The sequence below is a fragment of the Acidiplasma sp. genome (assembly GCF_038728925.1).
GTDB classification, from domain to species: domain Archaea; phylum Thermoplasmatota; class Thermoplasmata; order Thermoplasmatales; family Thermoplasmataceae; genus Acidiplasma; species Acidiplasma aeolicum.
Map to the genome: position 1 here is coordinate 17,015 of NZ_JAVYSZ010000004.1, position 18,136 is coordinate 35,150.

The 18,136-nt window shown below is 35.7% G+C and carries 19 protein-coding genes; 5 read left to right on the top strand and 14 right to left on the bottom strand.

Translation table 11 applies throughout. The features are described 5' to 3' along the window. Positions 1-194 precede the first annotated feature (194 nt). The gene (gene amrA, locus QXW15_RS02580; RefSeq protein ID WP_048100967.1) at positions 195-755 is read left to right on the top strand and encodes an AmmeMemoRadiSam system protein A; all 561 of its coding nucleotides are present in this window, start codon (positions 195-197) and stop codon (positions 753-755) included. Here amrA and QXW15_RS02585 read toward each other — a convergent pair. The 4 genes from QXW15_RS02585 to QXW15_RS02600 are packed head-to-tail and all read right to left on the bottom strand — an operon-like array spanning position 748 to position 5,520. After that, positions 748-1,692 (bottom strand): acyl-CoA dehydrogenase family protein, encoded by a 945-nt coding sequence (locus QXW15_RS02585; protein ID WP_048100968.1) that lies wholly within the window; start codon positions 1,690-1,692, stop codon positions 748-750. The genes amrA and QXW15_RS02585 overlap by 8 nt on opposite strands. Further along, complete coding sequence (locus QXW15_RS02590) at positions 1,693-2,766, bottom strand: acyl-CoA dehydrogenase family protein (protein ID WP_342789913.1); 1,074 nt, start codon at positions 2,764-2,766, stop codon at positions 1,693-1,695. It abuts the gene before it with no gap. A gap of 1 nt (position 2,767) precedes the next feature. Continuing rightward, positions 2,768-3,943, bottom strand: a complete 1,176-nt coding sequence (locus QXW15_RS02595) for an acetyl-CoA C-acetyltransferase (protein WP_287954508.1) — start codon at positions 3,941-3,943, stop codon at positions 2,768-2,770. Further along, positions 3,943-5,520, bottom strand: a complete 1,578-nt coding sequence (locus QXW15_RS02600) for a long-chain-fatty-acid--CoA ligase (RefSeq protein ID WP_342789914.1) — start codon at positions 5,518-5,520, stop codon at positions 3,943-3,945. The genes QXW15_RS02595 and QXW15_RS02600 overlap by 1 nt, the downstream gene beginning before the upstream one ends. Before the next feature lie 155 nt (positions 5,521-5,675). On the opposite strand from QXW15_RS02600, the gene QXW15_RS02605 reads away from it, so the two are divergent. Further along, complete coding sequence (locus QXW15_RS02605) at positions 5,676-7,604, top strand: 3-hydroxyacyl-CoA dehydrogenase/enoyl-CoA hydratase family protein (RefSeq protein WP_054964429.1); 1,929 nt, start codon at positions 5,676-5,678, stop codon at positions 7,602-7,604. On the opposite strand, the gene QXW15_RS02610 is transcribed toward QXW15_RS02605, so the two are convergent. The 9 genes from QXW15_RS02610 to QXW15_RS02650 form a co-directional block, all read right to left on the bottom strand. After that, on the bottom strand, positions 7,601-8,668 hold the full coding sequence (locus QXW15_RS02610; RefSeq protein ID WP_342789915.1) for a M20/M25/M40 family metallo-hydrolase: 1,068 nt from the start codon (positions 8,666-8,668) through the stop codon (positions 7,601-7,603). The genes QXW15_RS02605 and QXW15_RS02610 overlap by 4 nt on opposite strands. Then, positions 8,665-9,513: a RimK family alpha-L-glutamate ligase gene (locus QXW15_RS02615; protein WP_048100974.1), complete on the bottom strand. Its 849-nt coding sequence runs from the start codon at positions 9,511-9,513 to the stop codon at positions 8,665-8,667. Before QXW15_RS02615 ends, QXW15_RS02610 begins: the two co-directional genes overlap by 4 nt. After that, positions 9,510-10,694: an aminotransferase class III-fold pyridoxal phosphate-dependent enzyme gene (locus QXW15_RS02620; protein ID WP_342789916.1), complete on the bottom strand. Its 1,185-nt coding sequence runs from the start codon at positions 10,692-10,694 to the stop codon at positions 9,510-9,512. Before QXW15_RS02620 ends, QXW15_RS02615 begins: the two co-directional genes overlap by 4 nt. 16 nt (positions 10,695-10,710) lie before the next feature. Next, positions 10,711-11,496 carry a [LysW]-aminoadipate/[LysW]-glutamate kinase gene (locus QXW15_RS02625; protein ID WP_048100976.1) on the bottom strand — a complete coding sequence of 262 codons (786 nt, stop codon included), beginning with the start codon at positions 11,494-11,496 and terminating at the stop codon, positions 10,711-10,713. Positions 11,497-11,499: 3 nt separating this feature from the next. Beyond that, a complete protein-coding gene (gene argC, locus QXW15_RS02630; RefSeq protein WP_231563390.1) occupies positions 11,500-12,546 on the bottom strand; it encodes an N-acetyl-gamma-glutamyl-phosphate reductase in 1,047 nt (348 codons plus the stop codon). Between the two features lies 1 nt (position 12,547). Then, positions 12,548-12,721, bottom strand: a complete 174-nt coding sequence (gene lysW/argW / locus QXW15_RS02635; RefSeq protein ID WP_169749827.1) for an alpha-aminoadipate/glutamate carrier protein LysW — start codon at positions 12,719-12,721, stop codon at positions 12,548-12,550. 345 nt (positions 12,722-13,066) lie between these two features. Next, a complete protein-coding gene (locus QXW15_RS02640) occupies positions 13,067-13,696 on the bottom strand; it encodes a hypothetical protein (RefSeq protein WP_048100977.1) in 630 nt (209 codons plus the stop codon). A 37-nt stretch (positions 13,697-13,733) separates the two neighbouring features. Continuing rightward, positions 13,734-14,843, bottom strand: coding sequence for an ATP-binding protein (locus tag QXW15_RS02645; RefSeq protein ID WP_342789919.1), 1,110 nt, complete (start codon positions 14,841-14,843; stop codon positions 13,734-13,736). Beyond that, entirely contained in the window at positions 14,806-15,240 is a 435-nt protein-coding gene (locus QXW15_RS02650; protein WP_048100978.1) for a hypothetical protein, read from the bottom strand. The genes QXW15_RS02645 and QXW15_RS02650 overlap by 38 nt, the downstream gene beginning before the upstream one ends. 132 nt (positions 15,241-15,372) lie before the next feature. On the opposite strand from QXW15_RS02650, the gene QXW15_RS02655 reads away from it, so the two are divergent. Then, entirely contained in the window at positions 15,373-15,678 is a 306-nt protein-coding gene (locus QXW15_RS02655) for a hypothetical protein (RefSeq protein ID WP_048100979.1), read from the top strand. A gap of 40 nt (positions 15,679-15,718) precedes the next feature. Then, complete coding sequence (locus QXW15_RS02660; RefSeq protein WP_054964208.1) at positions 15,719-16,627, top strand: hypothetical protein; 909 nt, start codon at positions 15,719-15,721, stop codon at positions 16,625-16,627. A 2-nt stretch (positions 16,628-16,629) separates the two neighbouring features. Here QXW15_RS02660 and QXW15_RS02665 read toward each other — a convergent pair whose 3' ends face one another. Further along, positions 16,630-17,268 (bottom strand): zinc ribbon domain-containing protein, encoded by a 639-nt coding sequence (locus QXW15_RS02665; protein ID WP_048101339.1) that lies wholly within the window; start codon positions 17,266-17,268, stop codon positions 16,630-16,632. 90 nt (positions 17,269-17,358) lie between these two features. Between QXW15_RS02665 and QXW15_RS02670 the strand changes: the two genes are divergently transcribed. Then, positions 17,359-18,135 carry a GtrA family protein gene (locus QXW15_RS02670; protein ID WP_048100981.1) on the top strand — a complete coding sequence of 259 codons (777 nt, stop codon included), beginning with the start codon at positions 17,359-17,361 and terminating at the stop codon, positions 18,133-18,135. Position 18,136 lies beyond the last annotated feature (1 nt).

The following is an 18,136-nucleotide window of genomic DNA, read 5'->3' on the forward strand; positions in this document are numbered from 1 at the left end:
ATATAATTTGAATACCGCATTAATCAGGAATAACTGTATATGCATTGATTTTTTATTCTAATTATTATATATAAAAGTGTATGATATTAAATTTTATGATTTTTACAATAAGCCCCATTTTTATAAGATATCTCCATAAAATAACCATATTATGGGGAAAAAAGGTTAAATAAAAAATTTGTAATTATTTAATTATGGAAATTGAAAAGGACTCATTTCTGGAATCCCTTACAGAGGATGATGGTAAGCTTCTAATGGACATTGCTTTAAACGCACTAAAAAAACATTTCGGGCTTGAATATAAATTTCCAGCAATACCCGAAAAATTTAAAACCAACGCAGGTGTTTTTGTTACAATCAATGAGGAAAAAAATCTAAGGGGATGCATAGGGTATATATTTTCCATAAAACCGCTGGCGGAGGCTGTAAAGGAGATGGCAGTTGCGGCTGCAACGGAGGATCCAAGGTTCAGGCCGGTTACATTATCCGAATTTAATAAAATAGAAATAGAAATAACCGTACTTGGAAAACTCCAAAGAATTAATTACACAGACATTGATAAAATAGACCTTGGTGTTCATGGTATATATGTTAAAAACGGATTTTATTCAGGGGTTCTTTTGCCACAGGTTGCAATAGAATATGGTTTTAATAAGCAGCAGTTCCTTGAGGAAACCTGCAGAAAGGCCGGAATGAAAAGGGATTGTTATCTAACATCAGAAATATACATTTTTGAGGGAAGGGTGTTTAAATAAATCCAGATCTCTCCCCATAAACTCTTTTTGAAAGATTTTCAAGAAAATCATTGCCATAAAATACGGCCTTAAGTGCCATGGCATCCCTGTAAAATTTTTCAACCCCGAAATCCTTAAAATAGCCATAGCCTCCATGAACATTCAATGAATATTTTGATATTTCCAGTGCATTTTCTATTGAGAAATCAAAAACATATTCTGAATTTACATTACTGTAAATAATGTTTCTCAGGATATTTTCCCTGGCTACCATTTTTGATAGATTAAATGCTATTGGTCCAAAATCCTTTAAATGCACATCAAATGCCTGCCTGACAGCAGAGTATTCAAGTGCCTTTTGCAACGATCCAGATATTATGCCAAGATTTATTGCGGCCAGTGATCTGTATGAATTCATTATTGAATTTTTTATGTTTTTATTTGATTTTATATTTTTTTGATTTTTAATACCGACATTGCCAAACCTTATGCCCTTAAATCCCATAAAATCCTTTTCAGTAAAATTTTCGTTTTCTGCTATGGCCGGCACATCAGAGGACATTATTGTATATTTTCCATTTGCATTTAATACAGAATCTAAAGAGTTATTTTTTATGGTTTTATCAAGAGATATACCAATAAAATCATCACCTTTAATAACATCGTTAAGATAATTTAAATCATCAGAAAGCACCGGATATGCAATGGAATTAATTAAAAATATTTCAAATGCAGAGGACGGTGAGTATTTTGAAAGCACCTCCAGAATAATATTATATGAGGATTCATCAAGCCCTGAGCCACCAAGATTTTCAGGTATTAATGCGGCAAGGAAGCCCTGTGATGCAAGTTTTTTAAGGAGATTATTATCAATGCCATTTTCCTCTATTTTTTTCTCATCCAGTGTGCTGCCGAATTCCTCAACGTTTTCCCTTAATAGTTTATATTCATCCTCCATTTAATTACCCCCTTTTAATATCTGCCTTGAAATAATGAGCTTTTCAATCTCGCTTGTTCCCTCCCATATCTCCATTATCTTTGCATTTCTAAAGAATCTCTGTGTTTTATGATCATTTTTGGTAAGTTCCATGGCCAGTTCAGAGGCATAAACGGCCGTTTCTCCGGCATATACCTTTGCCATGCTTGTAAGCGCCGGTTTTGGATCAAACTTAAATAGATATGATGCCGCATTGTATGTTAACTGCCTTGACGCCTCTATGCGTGTTGATACATCTGAAACCTTGAACATTGTATATTCATCCTTAATATTATTATTTTTTACAAATTCAAGAATTTTATCCAGTGCACCACGGGCTATTCCAAGGGCCTGGGCGGCAACATATATTCTGCTTATATTGAAAAATGTCATAATATAATAAAATCCCTGGCCAACCTCACCGATAACATCATCCACTGAAACCTCCAGATTATTAAATTTCAATTCTGCTGTATTTGTGGCCCTCACACCAAGCTTGCCATGCAATTTATTGGCCTCAAATCCCGGTGATTTTGTGTTAATTAAAAATGTTGTAAGGCCGTGATGCTTGTTCTCCTCATCAGATGTTCTCGCTAGAAGCACTATATAATCTGCAATACCTCCATTGGAAATAAACATCTTCGATCCATTTATTACATATTTATCTCCAATTTTTTTTGCTGTTGTTTTCAGTCCAGCAACATCACTGCCACCGGATGGCTCTGTTACACCAAGGCCAAGTATGTATTTCCCTGAATAAACATCATTGAGAATCCGCTTCTGTTTTTCATTACCATAAAGCATGATAACCTCTCCGCCAAAATATGGTATTGTTGCCGCTATGCCCAGCCCAGCATCTATTCTGCAAAGTTCCTCAATTGAGATGAGTATCTTTGCCGGATTTGACATATCTATAAGGCCTGATTTTAATGCCTTAAGCCTTATATCATCAGGATATTCCTCTGTTTTATCATATCTATCTATAAGATCCTCTGTAAATTCAGAGAGCCCAAAATCCCTTACCTTCTTTCTGTAATCATCAAGTTCCTCAAACATTTTAAACACGCTCCAGAAGCATTGAATATCCCTGCCCTCCACCAACGCATAATGTGGCTATGCCAAGATCCTTCTTTTTATCATTTAATGTACGTGCCAATGTTCCGGCAATTCTTGCACCAGTGGCCCCGAGTGGATGCCCTATGGAAATTCCACCACCGTGAATGTTTACCCTGGCAAGATCAAGGTTAAATGCCTTTACAGCATTTAAAACAACAACAGCAAAAGCCTCATTAATCTCCCAGTAATCTATATCGTCAGGCTTTAATTTATTTCTTTTAAGCACCTTTTCTGTGGCCGGAACAGGACCCTCACCCATTATTGTGGGGTCAACGCCTGCTGATGCAAAATCAACAATTCTTGCAAGCGGTTTAAAACCGTATTCCTTAACCTTCTTTCCTGACATTATCATCAGAAGAGATGCACCATCGTTAAGTGTTGATGAATTTCCAGCAGTTATTATGCCATCCTCCTTAAAAGCCGGCCTAAGAGCTTTTATTTGTTCAAGAGAGGCATCAGGCCTTATTCCAAGATCCTTCTCATAAACCTGGCCGTTAACCTCAACAGGCATTATTTCATCCTTAAAAAACCCATCCTGGTATGCCTTTTCTGCCCTTAAATGTGAATTATATGAGTATTCATCCATTTCGTCCCTGTCAATGTGCTTAATGCTGGCAAGTTTTTCCGCAGTTAATCCCATGTTATATGAAACGTTCATATTATATTTTGCGTATTTTGGATTTACCATTAATTCCATATTAGGTTTAATGTATGGATTATTTATGCCAAGAGGAACATGCGTCATGTGCTCCATGCCTCCTGCAAGAACTATATCTGATTTCCCGAGCATGACCTCCATGGCACCTATCCCCGCAGCATTAAGCGATGATGAGCATGCCCTGTCCATAGACATTGCAGGCACCGTGTATGGCAGGTTTGATAAAAGCACAGGATGCCTGCCTCCGTATGTCCAGTTCTCACCTGCCTGAAATGCACATCCGGTTATGACATCGCCTATCTCCTCTGGATTTATTTTGGTCTCCTCAAGGGATAAATTAATTAATTCCGATAGAAGCTTATCCATTCTCAAATCATTGTATGCATCCTTTTCAGGGTCATTTGGCCTGGCCCTTGAAAACGGAACACGCTTAAAATAAACTATATATGCATCCTCCATTATTTCACCCTCTCCCTAAGTATCTTCTTATCTATTTTTCCTGTTCCTGTCTTTTCAAAATTTTCAACAAAATAATACCTATCAGGCATCCAGAATTTTGCAATTCTGCCTGTATCCACATATTCATTAAGCTTTTTCCTTATTGTTTCTTCATCTGCTGACCCTTTTATAAATGCAGCAGGGCGCTCCCCCCACTTCTGGTCCCTGTATGCCACAACGGCAACCTCATCAACCCCTGGAACGGTGCTTATTAAATCTTCCAATATCACGGATGGTATAAATTCTCCCCCGGATTTTATCGCATCAGATTCCCTGTCAACAATTTTTATGTATCCATATTTATCCATAACCGCGAGGTCTCCTGTATGAAGCCAGCCATCCTGCCAGAGTTTTTTAGTTTTTTCATCATCCTTAAAATAGCCTGATGTTAACCATGGTGCCCTCAAAATTATCTCACCGATTTCATTTTCGTTTTTTTCAACATCATGGTTTCCAGAAACAACCCTCAGTCTCACCATTGGTATTGGTATGCCTGTTTTTCTCCTAACTGCCTTTTTTGTTTCTTCATCAGAATTTTCTATAATGGAATTATATGTTGCAAGTGTGATTATTGGGCCTGTTTCGGACATGCCATAACCTGATATTATGGTCATGCCTGATTTTTCAGCAAGATCCGCCAGACCTGAGGTTATTGCCGCACCCCCAATTATGGTTTTTAAATGAAGTTTTCCCATTATTGACGGTCCGTTTTTTTCTGATAACAGCAAATAAAGTATGGATGGCACCATTGCAGATACATTTACACTGTATTTCTCCATGGCATTAAGTATATTTGGCCAGTCGTATTTCCCTGGGACTATATATTTCATGCCTTTCAATATTGCAAAATATGGTATTCCCCAAGCATGGACATGGAACATTGGAACAAGTGGAAGTATTGTATCAGTGCGCCTGAAATTTATGGGATCATCTGATAATGCAGCCAGTGAAGATATGCTGTGTAATATTAACTGTTTATGTGTATAATAAACACCCTTTGGAAGTCCGGTTGTTCCAGATGTATAAAATAGAGTTGCAATGGAATTTTCATCGGGCTCATCGATTTTTTCATCATTTTCCTTTAACAGGTCATCCATAAAAACATAATTATCCATGTTATATTTTTCATGGCCATTTTCAGAGTAAATAATAAAAAGGCTTACAAAGCTAAATAGATCCTTATACTGCATTATTAATGGCATGAATGCGGAGTTAACTATAATATATTTATCCTCGGAGTTTTGTATTGTATAGAATAATATCTCTGGCGGGTACCTTATATTAACCATATGCAGGGTGGCACCAATCATTGGCACGGCATAATATGCATACATATAATTTATGGTATCAAAATCAATAATGCCAATTCTATCACCATTTTTTACACCCAGCCGCAACAAATTACCTGCCAGCCTTTTCACATTATTATAAAATTCCTCATAGGTTAATTCCCTATCCCTGTAAATAATTTCCTGATTTTTATTGGACATAACTGAAGCTTCTAAAAGACCATTAATGGTCAGCCTGTAGTTATTCATATTCCATTTATGGTCTTAATATTAATAAAATTTCTTTTCTAAACATTAACACTTGATGTTAATTAATTAATATAGATTTTTATTTTCTTTCTATTTAAATGAAATAACAAAATGCCCGATAGGAAGTAATATATTTTTTAACGTTATAATACATCATGGATTCAAAAATAGCAGTAATAGGAGCAGGAACAATGGGACACGGTATAGCCGAGGTTTTTGCGCTTGGCGGTTATTGTGTCAACCTTGAGGATTTTTATCCCGAGGTTATTGAAAGGGCCAAAAGGGAAATAAATGAAAGCCTATCCAAACTTCTTTCCTCTGGAAAAATTACAAGGGAGTTGTATGACAAAACACTGAAAAACATTAATTATTATAACAATATAAAGGATGCTGTTGATGGAGCATACATATCAATAGAGGCGGTTCCAGAAAAGTTTGAAATTAAAAAAAATGTGCTTTCGGAAATTTCAAATTACACTGATGGAATAATAGCATCGAATACATCAAATATAAGGATTACCGAACTGGCCGAATTTGTTAAAAAACCCGAGCGGCTTCTTGGCATGCATTTTTTTAATCCTCCAGTATTAATGAAGCTTGTTGAGGTTATAAAGGGTGATAAAACAGATGAAAAGTATATTGATGAGATAATGGCTGTTGCAAAGGCCATAGGGAAAGTACCAATAAAGGTTATGAGGGATGAGGCAGGTTTTATTGTCAACAGGGTTTCAGCACCCGAACTCCTAGTATTCTGCATGGCGCTTTCTGATTCGGACCCTGCAGGCATAGATGCATTCTTTAAATCTCAGGGCCTTCCAATGGGGCCATACCAGCTTTTTGATTATGTTGGCCTGGATACCGTATACGATTCCTTAAAATATTATGCACAGGAATTATCTCCGGATTATGGAAAATGCAAAAACCTGGATTCATACGTTAATGCAGGAAAGCTTGGAATGAAAACAGGGTCTGGTATTTACAGGTGGGAAAATGGTAAGGCAGTAATACCGGAGGCGGCACCCTCAGAAAAGATAAGCCTTATGGATGTATTTTCACTTGAAATAAACGAGGCAACAAAATTAATAGAGAGTGGCATTGCCACACCAAATGATATTGAAACAGGAGTTAAACTGGGTCTGAACAGGCCATTTGGTCCGGTAACAGTGGCCCAGGGTTTATCCTCCTCTGATGTTTTAAAGACCCTAAATTCACTCTATGAAAAATATAAAATTGATGTGTTTAAACCATCCAGTACAATAATTAATGGAAAACTAAAGGAGGCATTTTCACCACATAAGGCAGAAAAGGCCAGAGACGAAAATACTGCCCAGAAATACATAATTTTTGAAAAGCATGAAAATACAGGAATTATAAAATTAAATAACACAAAAAATAATCTTATAGGTTCCGGGCTTATTGATGAATTAAATGCTGTGCTTGATAGGATATCAGCTGACAATGATATACATGCCGTGCTTATAACAGGCAATGGTACCAATTTCTCTGCGGGTGCGGATCTGTCACAGTTTATAAACAGCCCCTATGCATTTATGGAAATGTCAAAAAAGGGGGAAAATACCTTTGATAGAATAACAAAAATGAACAAAATATTTGTGGCTTACCTGAAGGGATATGTCCTGGGGGGTGGCCTTGAGCTCGCGCTTGCATGTGATATAAGGGTTTCTTCAGGCGATGCTGTTCTTGGGTTCCCTGAAACATCCCTTGGCCTAATCCCGGGATACGGTGGCAGCCAGAGGCTTCCGGCATTAATCGGAATTTCCCGGGCCATGGATATAATACTATCAGCCGAAAGAATAAATGCACAGAAAGCCTACGAATATGGCATAATAACAAGAATATTCAATGATGATGGGGAGGCACAGGCATTAAAATTGACGGAGGAACTTTCACAGAGGATATCACCTGCATCGGTTTACACTGCCAAAAGATTAATATATGGAACATCCAGAATTAACCTGGATTTCGAATCAATTTCCATGGGAATGCTCTATGGTGGCAATGACCTTAAGGAGGGAATCAGGGCATTCATGGAAAAAAGGTCGCCAAAATTTGGTGGTAATTAATTTTTAAATACATTATTTTTTAAATAAATTAATGAATCCCTTACTATTTCTGCACATTTATCTATTTCCCTGTAATTAATAACCTCGTCAGGTGTGTGGGACAGCTTTGTATCACCAGGCCCATAGGTTACCACAGGTATCCCCCAGTCATGGCCCAGTGTGTTCATGTCACCAGAACCGCTTTTGAATATTAATCTTGGAACCATGCCGTTCTTTTTAATTGATGCCTTGAATGCAGATACCAGATTGCTCTTAAGGTCAGATATATATGGATATGTCCTGTTCTGTGTTTTAAATATATAATCTCGGGAATCCCCGGCAAGTGATTTAATTTCACTTACAATATCATTCTCTGTAACCGATTTTGGATATCTTATATCTATGAACATTGATGCATTTTCAGGCGTCATATTGTCATATTCCCCGCCGTTAAATTTTGTTATTCCCGCGCTTATATCATTAAAATCCTTATTACTCCCCCATTTATCCCTGATCTTTATCCAGAGGTTTATAAGAGAATCTATGGAATTCTCCTCCATCCATGATGAGCTTGCATGATGGGAGCTGCTGTGTTTTTTAATCTCCATAAGTATTCTTCCCTTGTAACCTGCAGTGATATTTTCAGGGCCTCCCGGTTCACCAAAAATGGCGTAGTCGGTTTTATCGTAACCTGATTCTATGTAATTAATACCCTTGCTATCACTTTCCTCCCCTGAGGCTGCTGCAAGTATGATTCTGCCATCGAATCCTGAATCTAATGCATGTTTTGCCCCAAGCATTAGGGCAAGAAGGGATGATTTTGCGTCCACAGCACCGCGGCCGTAAATTAAATCACCGTCAATTTTTACATCAATAAATCCAGGAACAGTATCTTCGTGGCCGCAAATTAGTATTGATGGTTTATTTCTTCCTGTTACCGAAACAACATTGTATTTTTCATCTATAACCGGATTCGGAAATCCCAAATCCTCCATGTAATCTCTAAGGAGTTTTGCTATTTCATACTCCTCCCCGCTTGGTGAGTATATTTCAAGCATTTTTATTAACATGTCCCTTGTATTCATTTCCTTGCCTCGAGTATAAGATAGTCAGCTATATAGGCAGGTATGTCAACGCCAGTTACCGGTACAGTATTTTTAAATTCAGTGTTTCCATTAATTTCGTTGACAAAATAACCATCCCGAGATTCAAGTATGTCTATGCCATAAATCCCAGGGCCTATGGCCTCAGCAGATTTTAGTGCAATATCCTCTATTTCAGGTGTAATTTTTAGTGCCTCTGCACGGCCCCCAAGGGCTGTATTTGTTCTCCAGTCAGTACCAGATTTGTATCTGTAAATTCCTGCAACAACCTGATTATTTATTACAAATACCCTGAGATCACGGCCAAATTCATTAATATATTCCTGTGTATAATTTATCTGGTACAATGGATACATATAATCCTTATATTCCATGACATCCATTGCAGCATAGTAATCATTAAGAAGTGATATCATTCTGCCCCAGCTCCCTGTTACAGGCTTCGTAACTGCAGTACCATGAAAATCCTCATTAAACGATTTTAGAAAAACGTCCTTTGAAAACGATACAAAACTTTTTGGAATTTTCACACCATGGTGGGATAAAACAAGCGATGTAAACATTTTATTTCCGGTGATCACAGTTGAATTAAAATCATTTAAAATCCTGTGCCCTGTGAATTCAATATAGGCTGTTGAATGCAGATTCCGGTAGTAGCCAGTGGATCTTTGAAGTGATATATCACCCCATTCTTCATTATTTTCAACAAGGTTAAGATTTAGGTTTTTAACATCCTTAAGCATTACCTCGACATTTTTATCCTGCAGGGCCTTCATTATTGATTTTTCTTCCCACCTCATTATGTCATAAACAAGAGAGACTTTCATTTTATGACCTCTTTGTAGTATTCATTTATGGATTCGCCTATTATTGATGATGCCTTTGATAGATCATCATATGATATTACATATGGTGAGAGCATCCTTATAATGTTAATACCGGAATAAAGTGCAAGAACGCCTTTATTAATCAGATCCATGAGTACTGGCAAAAATTTTACGCGAAGCTCTATGGCATTCATAAGGCCAAGCCCCCTTACCTCCTTAACGATTTTAACATCGTTTAATGATTCATTTAATTTTGATCTGAAATACTCACCCTTTTTGGCAACGTCGTTTATGAGGTCCGGCGTGAGCTGTTCCAGTACAGCGGTTCCGGCTGCACATGCTATTGGGTTTCCACCTGTTGTTGATGACTGCTCACCCTTTTCAAGGTTATCCATGAATTCATGCCTGCCTGCTGTTACCGACATTGGTATGCCACCACCTATGCCCTTGCCTATTGTAATTATGTCTGGCGTTATGTCAAAATGCTGGTGTGCCCACATTTTCCCTGTTCTGCCAAGGCCTGATTGAATTTCATCCGCAACAAATATTATGTTGTTTTTTTCTGTAATTTCCCTTAATTCTCTTACATAATCATAATCAGGTATGTTTATTCCACCTTCCCCCTGAACCGGCTCAAAGAAAACCGCAGCTATATCATCATCCTTTTCAAGCAGCTTTAAATCATCAGTATTATTGTATCTAATGAACTGCACATCTTTTATTAATATGTCATCAAAGTATTTTCTGTACTTATTTGAATATGTAATTGAAAGTGCACCAAGCGTTTTTCCATGATATGAATTTGTCATGGCCACAAGCTTGTGCTTTTTTAATGACTTTTTTACGACCTTTATTGCAGCCTCTATTGCCTCAGCACCGGTGTTGCCAAGATAAAATTTATCAATGCCTGCCGGAACAGAATCGGCAAGTTTTTTAACAAAATTATTTCTGGCCTCTGTATACTCTGATGCATGGGCTATTGGAAGTATATCCATCTGATCGCAAACAGCCTTTTTTATTTTATCATTTGAATAACCAAATATTGCAACACCATAGCCTCCCATCATATCTATGTATTCCTTGCCGTTTTCATCGTACAGCCTTGCCTCCTCGCCATTTTTAATATGAACCGGCAATCTCTGATACGTATTTGCAATATACTCATCCTCATAATTTTCCATACCATCACCTGTTAATTTATATCTTCATTGCATGGGTTTTCCTTGAAATTACAGTTCCATGCATAATATCTTTAAATGGATTTGAGATAATAACATTCTGAACCCCCAAATCTATGGCCTCTGTTGCAGCCATTAATTTTTTATCCATGCCATGTCCAACACTTGTTATTATGCTTTTTATATACTCGCTGTCAGCGTCCTCAACCACTGTACCATCCCAGTAAAGTCCGTCAACATTTGTGGCCATTATAAGGGTGCTGGCACCTGTATATCCTGCAATATATGCTGCTGCCCTGTCAGCATCTATATTAAGATAGCTTTCGGGGGAATATGCCACAGGTGATATTACAGGAATATATCCAGATAAAACTATATTTTTAATAATATCTGAATTTACAGATGTGATTTTACCTGTGTAACCCCCATCAATTACCATCTTTCTGTTCTTTTCATTAAGTATTATTAATTTATCCTTTCTTTTTGCATTAATAATTGAAACACCGTTAATACCCAGTGCATTGATGCCTGAGTTTCTTAATGAATGTACTATTTTTTCATTTATGAGGGACATGACCATTGTGAAAATTTCAAGTGTTTTTTTATCTGTGTACCTGCTTTTTATACCCTCTGGGGACGTAACAAATTTTTGTTCATATCCGAACTCATCACTGTATTTGTTTAGGTAATTGCCACCCCCATGGACTATTATAATATCATCATTTATATTATTTAAAATATTGGGCAGCGCATTTTCATTTATAATCTTCTCAAGTATGCTTCCACCAATTTTTATCACAATCATATTCTACACCGGGAAAAGTGATGGCGCGGTTAAACCCTCTGATTCATTAAATCCATACATTATATTCATGGACTGTATGGCATTTCCTGATGCGCCCTTTATCATATTGTCTATTGCACCGAAGGATACTATCCTGTTAATGTACCTATCAATTGCAAAACCAAGATCGACAAAATTTGAACCAACAACAATCTTTGGATCAGGATATTTGAAATTGCTCTTTTTATCCATTATTAACCTTACAAATTTCTCACCAGAATAAAATTCCCTTAACAGCCCCCAGCCATGGATTTCATCTGTTTTTGCAAAGATGCTTGATGTTGTCAGTATACCCCTGACCATGTTTACTGAGTGTGCCGATAATGCGATTTTAACATCCCTGCCTGTTGCATATTTTATTTCCTGCTCAATTTCTGGTGTGTGTCTGTGGCCTGCCGGTTTATATGCCCTCACAGAGTTATACCTTTCTGAAAAAACCTTTGACTCATCAAGTTCAGCACCTGACCCAGATGAACCAACCTTTGCATCTACAGTTATAACATTATTATCAAGGTCAAGGGAGGCAAATGGTGCAATGCTGTATATTGATGAGGATGCTATGCATCCGGGCACTGCTATATACCTGGCATTTTTGAGTTCCTCCCTGTGCAGTTCTGGCATTCCATAAACAAATTTTTTGATAAGGTCAGGATATGGATGTTCAAAGCCATACCATACAGGGTATTTATCCGGGTCTCTCAGCCTGAAATCTGCGCTCATATCCACTATTCTAACCCCACTTTCCATGAGCTGTGGTACATAATTTATTGATGTGCCATGTGGCACTGCAAGAAAAACAACATCAAGGTCATCTAAAAGGTCAAAAATGCTTCTTCCCGTAAATTTTAGGTCTGTGAGACCGTAAAGGTCTGGATGTATTCTGGCAACCTTTTCATCCTTATGCTTATTTGATGTTGCAACAGTTACCTCAACGTCACCATGATTGGCAAGCAGCCTTAAAAGCTCACCACCAACGTATCCGGATGCCCCAACAATACCAGCTTTTATCAATTTATTCTCCCCAGTCCTCTCCCACATTTTCTGCAGGTTTTATCTCAACTGAATTACCTGATATCGATGTTATTTCATAGTTCATGCCGCATGAAGGGCATTCCAGCAGTTCTCCTGCCATTGAGTCGTCTGGCACCTGTATTTTTTCTCCACATATCTTGCATTTCGTTTCCATTTTTTCACCTTTTTGGTATTTGTTTATTAATTATGTTTTATTAATAAACATTTGTATATCCATATATCATTTTTAACATTATAAGTCCATTTTAACCTATAATGCCAACATAACATAATTAATTCATAGTATTTAAAATATACGAATTATGTATAAAATTTACTAATTTCGTATTAAGACCAAAAAATGACCAGTATTTTAAAAACCCAAAAAAACAGGATTATGGTTTACCATAAAGTATCCGCCTAATCTTATTTTTATAATCTTTTAATGCGCTTTCCTTCTTATAAATGGATAAATTTAATTCTATTTCAAATTTATTATTTCTTTTGCTGCGCACTTGTATCACTTTTCAGGGTTATCCTGCATTTCCTTTAAAAGTTTATTCAGCTCCTCATCCTCCTTTGATGATTCCGAACCTGACATTTCTGTATTGCTCATTGAATCTGATTTCTGGGACATTTCCCTGCTTAGAGATTCCAGAATCTTTTCTGGATTTGCTGTCGAAATATTTGCTGTTTGCTCCACAGCATCCTTAATCTGGTCAAACTGATCCACGAGTGTTGACTGTATCCTTTCCTGTGCATTTGTAAGCTCATTAAGACTTTTTGACATATCAGCTATCTGCTGTGGGGTCAGCTCGCTGCTCTTTAATGCCTCTGAACTCTGAATAATAGAACTGCTTGTTTGCTTAAGTGTGAGTGAATACATTAAATTAAGGTCGACACTTTCAAGAAGCAGTGAATAATCCTTAAGGCCATTTATTGAGGTCTGGATTGCGTTCATAAAAGATGCAAATAATTTTGCCTTCATCATATTATTCTGCCTTAATGCAAGTTTGGCATCCTCCCTGCTTTTTTCCAAAATCTTCTCATACTGCCTTATTTGCCTGTTTACAGTGGCCTTGAACATGCTAATTTTTGAACGTTTTTCAAGAATTTTTTCCTCATCTGATTTACCAATTTTAAAAACCATAATATATAAATATATACTTTTTAATAAACTTTTTGTATTACTGTACCATATATTCCCGATATTTTTCCAGCATTCTTTCATCTATTGACGGTTTTATTTGGTATATTACAGAAATAATATCATCAGTTGTAACCGGTATTTTATTGCCCGTTTTTATAACCTCCATAAACACATTCTGAACAGCCTTTTTGCATATGAATTCTATATCAGCCCCGGAATACCTTTCCGTAAGCTTTGCCAGCTCCTCATAATCTATATTTCCAAGAGGCTTGATTTTTGATAGCTTTAGCTGGAACAGCTTTACCCTGGCATCAAAGTCTGGGGGTGGAACATATATTTTAACGTCAAATCTACCGGGCCTTAAAATTGCCTCATCGATTGCCCATGGGTTATTGGTTGCTGCTATTATAAAGATATTCTTGTCCTTTTCTGATGTTAAACCACCAACCTCTGTTAAAAGCTGTGAAACCCCCCTTTTTGCAGCATCGGACTCTGTTCCACTTCTTTTGGGCACCAGCGTATCTATTTCATCAAAAAATATTATTGATGGTGATAGCAGATATGCAGCCCTGAAAAGCTGTGAAATATTTTTTTCAAACTGCCCAAACCACTGGCTGTAAAGTGACGAGGGATTTACATTAATAAAGTTTGCCTTAACCTCATTTGCTATGGCCTTAACAATAAAAGTTTTTCCGGTACCGGGGGGACCAAAAAGCAGCATGCCGCCTCCAAATTCGATATTATACTCCTGTGATAGCTCCTTATATCTCATTGGATATATTATCTTTGATAAAATTTCATTCTTTACATCATTAAGACCTGCAACATCATCGAAGGTAATTTTTGGTATTTCTGGAGGTTCAATATTTAAAGATTCAAGGATTTTTTTACCCTTTTCGAGCCTGTCCTCACCAGCATCTGAGTTTTCAAGCCTTTTATATGTTTTAAGTATCTGCTCAGCCTGTTCTGCCCTTTTTTTCCTTTCAGCGCCTTTTGATTCCCTGGCAAGCTCCACCATATGAATATAGGCTTCCTTATAATTTTTTATGGCCTCTTCAAGTTTCCCCTCTGCCTCCATTTTTATTGCCGTTTCAAGGGTTCTGTTTATCTTATAAAGATCCTCCATTTCCTCTATCCTCCTTATCAATTACAGTGCCCTTGTTGAAAAGATTATATTTTCTAAACTTACACGCAACATTATAAAATTCAAATTTTAATTCATATTCCTCTGGGAAAATGGCAAAATCAACAAGCTTGTTCCATGTTTTTAACGGGAAGAACAGATAATCCTTCTCCCCCTCTCCAACATAATAAAGCATCCCAACCTTTAATCCTGTAATTGAGCTCAGATCAGGCATTGCAACCTCTGTGGGATTATCTGTTGCAGGATTGATTTCAACAAGCTTACCATTTACAACACACCCGGATTTTATTGAATACATTTGAAGTATCTTTTTTGAAACATACACAAAATTTTCTGAGGCATGTTCAATTGATGTATTAAGGTTCAGGTGGTGCAGTATTCCCATTACTATAAGCGTCATTTCAAAAGAAATATATATAATCGTTATATAAATTTATTTGAAAAACATCATTGCCATTTTATACGCATTAATATATAAAAAAATACATTTAAAATTCAATAACTTTAAATATAAATTTTTCTTCTCTATTTTATGGTTATTTCAGGATATATATTACTTATCCTTGCCTTTATCGACGGTCTATTTTTTGGGCTGGCAATAAAAAAAGGCATAGCATCGGCCATATTGATAATCATTGCATTCATAATAGCATGGTATGCCGGATTTGCCTTTGTTCCAAAATTGTCGCCCTCACAGATAGGGTCTTCAATTAGCTCGTTTGTGAGTTCCCATATAGCAATGGTTCCAAAACTTTTGGGCCTCACACACTCTGTTTCATTTTCCATTGTACTTGTTCTGTTCATAATAGGTCTTGGCATAGGTATATGGAAGGGATAAAAATAACAAAGTTTAAGTTAAAATAAAACTTTCTTATTTGATGGAAGTTTCAAATTTAAGAACATTAAGCATAACGGCAGAACCATCCAAAAAAATATCCTTTTGTTCTGTGGTTTATGACATTGATAACTCCATTATTTTTAACCTTAAAAAAATTATAGAAATTGCTGAGGAGATTGGGTTTAATTACGAAATAATAATAATTACAGAAAAGGATATAGATATAGAAAATCCAAATTTAAGGATAATTAAATCTAAATTCAACAGCTATGGAATGGCAAAAAGTATTGCAGTTGCCCAGAGCAGTGGTGAATATATAATAATACTAAATCCTGAACTTGAATACAGCATAGGTGTTTCAGATATAATATATAAATTCATAAATCAGAATGAAAAAAAGGCCCTGATTTCAAATTTCACTATAATAAATAGGGATGTGATTATTAACAATGGCGGGTGGCGTGATTTAATGGAATATGAGGATATCGACCTGCTCGTAAGGACGGTTGCCAGTACAGGTTTTATAGCCTATCCATCAAAAACATTTGATATTTTTTTAAAAAGAAACTATAAAAGGAATAAACAAAAATATGGTATTATGTCCAGATTAAAAGAGAATAGGGACACCATAATTGCATGCAATTTAAAATTATCAGACGCATTCCTTTTTCTTGATGGCAGTAAATTGAATATATTAATGTCTAAATTTATGGAAAAATTTTCCGGGATCAAACCATTTGTATTTAAAAAGGATAAAAGCAATTATATTATTGTTATGGAGACTCTAATAGAATCATTAATATTAGAGGATTATAAAAAATATAAACTCCCTGAATCATCAGAAAGAATGCAGATTTCAAGTAAGGATTATAATTACCTTAAAAGTAAAAGCTATCTGTGGAATAAGGTTACACAAAGTATAGAAAAAATAACGGAAATAATAAATTAATTTCAATCTTTTTCATCATCTTTTTTTAATTTGTATCCACATTTTGGGCAGTATTTCATATCATCTGTTATATCTGCACCGCAATTAGGGCATTTTAGATTTGTTGCTGGAAGATTTTCATTGCTTTCTGCATCTATATAATCACCTGGGTTTATTTTCCCCTGATTTTTTTTATCCCCACCAAATACTGCCATGCCTATATTTGCCTTAGGTGCCCTGGCCTTGGCCATCTCCAATTCGTATCTCTTTTGATCCTCCTGCATTCTCGCTGTATTGTTTGCATATTCCTTTTTTGAAATAGATGCAAGCCTTGTTATATTATTTACCCAGTTTTTAGGATCCTTTATTATAAAATCAACCCTTACAAGATTTTTATCACCATTATAATATTCTATACTTAAAATCTTCTTTGTAAAAAGACTAAACTTTGGTATGGCGAATGTTGCATTTTCCACATTATACAAAAAAAGGTTAATATCTGTAACTGCAGGTGATGCCCTTAAAAATTGTCTTTTACCCTTTTTTTCAAATATTATCCTCTTATCAGTTAAAAATAAATTGCCGTCTATATAAACATTATTTTCAATCTTTTTTGCCCTCGCGCTTAGAAATTCATGTTCGTCATTTTCATATATTGGCATTGATTTACATATTTTATAGAATATTATAAAGTTTCCCATGAAAAAAATAAAAAAACAAAAAATAATAACAGGTAATATATCCATGTTTAAATGATCTTAAAATTTAAAGATTCCGCACTAACAGACGATGAAGACTTTGATTATATACTTTCATCAGATATAAACATAGATGGGGATACGGCAATCAAATTTTTTAAGGAGGCACAAAATGACAATTTTGATCTTTTAATAATTAAATGCAGACCGGATGGCCTAAAAAATTTTTCAAATTTTATTCTAAGATTATCATTATCAATTAAAAGCAGGTACCTAATTGGATGCATAAATGTTTACTCAAAATCTGCATATAAATTTATAAAAGATTCCGGCAATTCAATAATTAACGATAGGGTTAATGCACTCAATATAAATATAGATATATTAAAAAATAATTTTAAGGTTGGTTATTCAAGTGTTGATATTGGAAATAAGGCCAGAATAGGCTTAAAAGATTATGTTTATCTAATTTTAAAGCGTGGTACAATATTAAGATATTCCATAATAGGTTTATCAGGTATTGCTGTTAATGAGGGTTTTTTATTCCTCTTGCATCCATATCTTGGAAATATATTAAGTATAATTCCTGCCATTGAAATATCAATTATCTACAATTTTTTTATGAATAATAGATTTACTTTCAATGGGCACGGAATGTTTCTTAAAAGGCTTTTTAAGTACAATATTTTTAATCTTATCGGCTACGGCGTAAATTTATTAATTTATTATTTTGCAATTTTTGAAAATGTAAGTATTTATATAGCCGATTTGCTTGGAATTATAGTGGCATTTATAATAACATACAGTACAGCCTCTTTTCTTGTGTGGTAAT

Excerpts from the sequence above, each read along its gene's own strand:
- amrA (WP_048100967.1), top strand. The coding sequence starts at position 195 with ATGGAAATTGAAAAGGACTCATTTCTGGAATCCCTTACAGAGGATGAT.
- QXW15_RS02590 (WP_342789913.1), bottom strand. The coding sequence starts at position 2,766 with ATGTTTGAGGAACTTGATGATTACAGAAAGAAGGTAAGGGATTTTGGG.
- QXW15_RS02655 (WP_048100979.1), top strand. The coding sequence starts at position 15,373 with ATGGTTATTTCAGGATATATATTACTTATCCTTGCCTTTATCGACGGT.
- QXW15_RS02660 (WP_054964208.1), top strand. The coding sequence starts at position 15,719 with ATGGAAGTTTCAAATTTAAGAACATTAAGCATAACGGCAGAACCATCC.
- QXW15_RS02615 (WP_048100974.1), bottom strand. The coding sequence starts at position 9,513 with ATGAAAGTCTCTCTTGTTTATGACATAATGAGGTGGGAAGAAAAATCA.
- QXW15_RS02595 (WP_287954508.1), bottom strand. The coding sequence starts at position 3,943 with ATGGAGGATGCATATATAGTTTATTTTAAGCGTGTTCCGTTTTCAAGG.
- QXW15_RS02600 (WP_342789914.1), bottom strand. The coding sequence starts at position 5,520 with ATGAATAACTACAGGCTGACCATTAATGGTCTTTTAGAAGCTTCAGTT.
- QXW15_RS02670 (WP_048100981.1), top strand. The coding sequence starts at position 17,359 with ATGATCTTAAAATTTAAAGATTCCGCACTAACAGACGATGAAGACTTT.
- QXW15_RS02610 (WP_342789915.1), bottom strand. The coding sequence starts at position 8,668 with ATGAATACAAGGGACATGTTAATAAAAATGCTTGAAATATACTCACCA.
- QXW15_RS02585 (WP_048100968.1), bottom strand. The coding sequence starts at position 1,692 with ATGGAGGATGAATATAAACTATTAAGGGAAAACGTTGAGGAATTCGGC.
- QXW15_RS02620 (WP_342789916.1), bottom strand. The coding sequence starts at position 10,694 with ATGGAAAATTATGAGGATGAGTATATTGCAAATACGTATCAGAGATTG.
- QXW15_RS02640 (WP_048100977.1), bottom strand. The coding sequence starts at position 13,696 with ATGGTTTTTAAAATTGGTAAATCAGATGAGGAAAAAATTCTTGAAAAA.
- QXW15_RS02605 (WP_054964429.1), top strand. The coding sequence starts at position 5,676 with ATGGATTCAAAAATAGCAGTAATAGGAGCAGGAACAATGGGACACGGT.
- QXW15_RS02650 (WP_048100978.1), bottom strand. The coding sequence starts at position 15,240 with ATGACGCTTATAGTAATGGGAATACTGCACCACCTGAACCTTAATACA.
- QXW15_RS02625 (WP_048100976.1), bottom strand. The coding sequence starts at position 11,496 with ATGATTGTGATAAAAATTGGTGGAAGCATACTTGAGAAGATTATAAAT.
- QXW15_RS02665 (WP_048101339.1), bottom strand. The coding sequence starts at position 17,268 with ATGCCAATATATGAAAATGACGAACATGAATTTCTAAGCGCGAGGGCA.
- lysW/argW (WP_169749827.1), bottom strand. The coding sequence starts at position 12,721 with ATGGAAACGAAATGCAAGATATGTGGAGAAAAAATACAGGTGCCAGAC.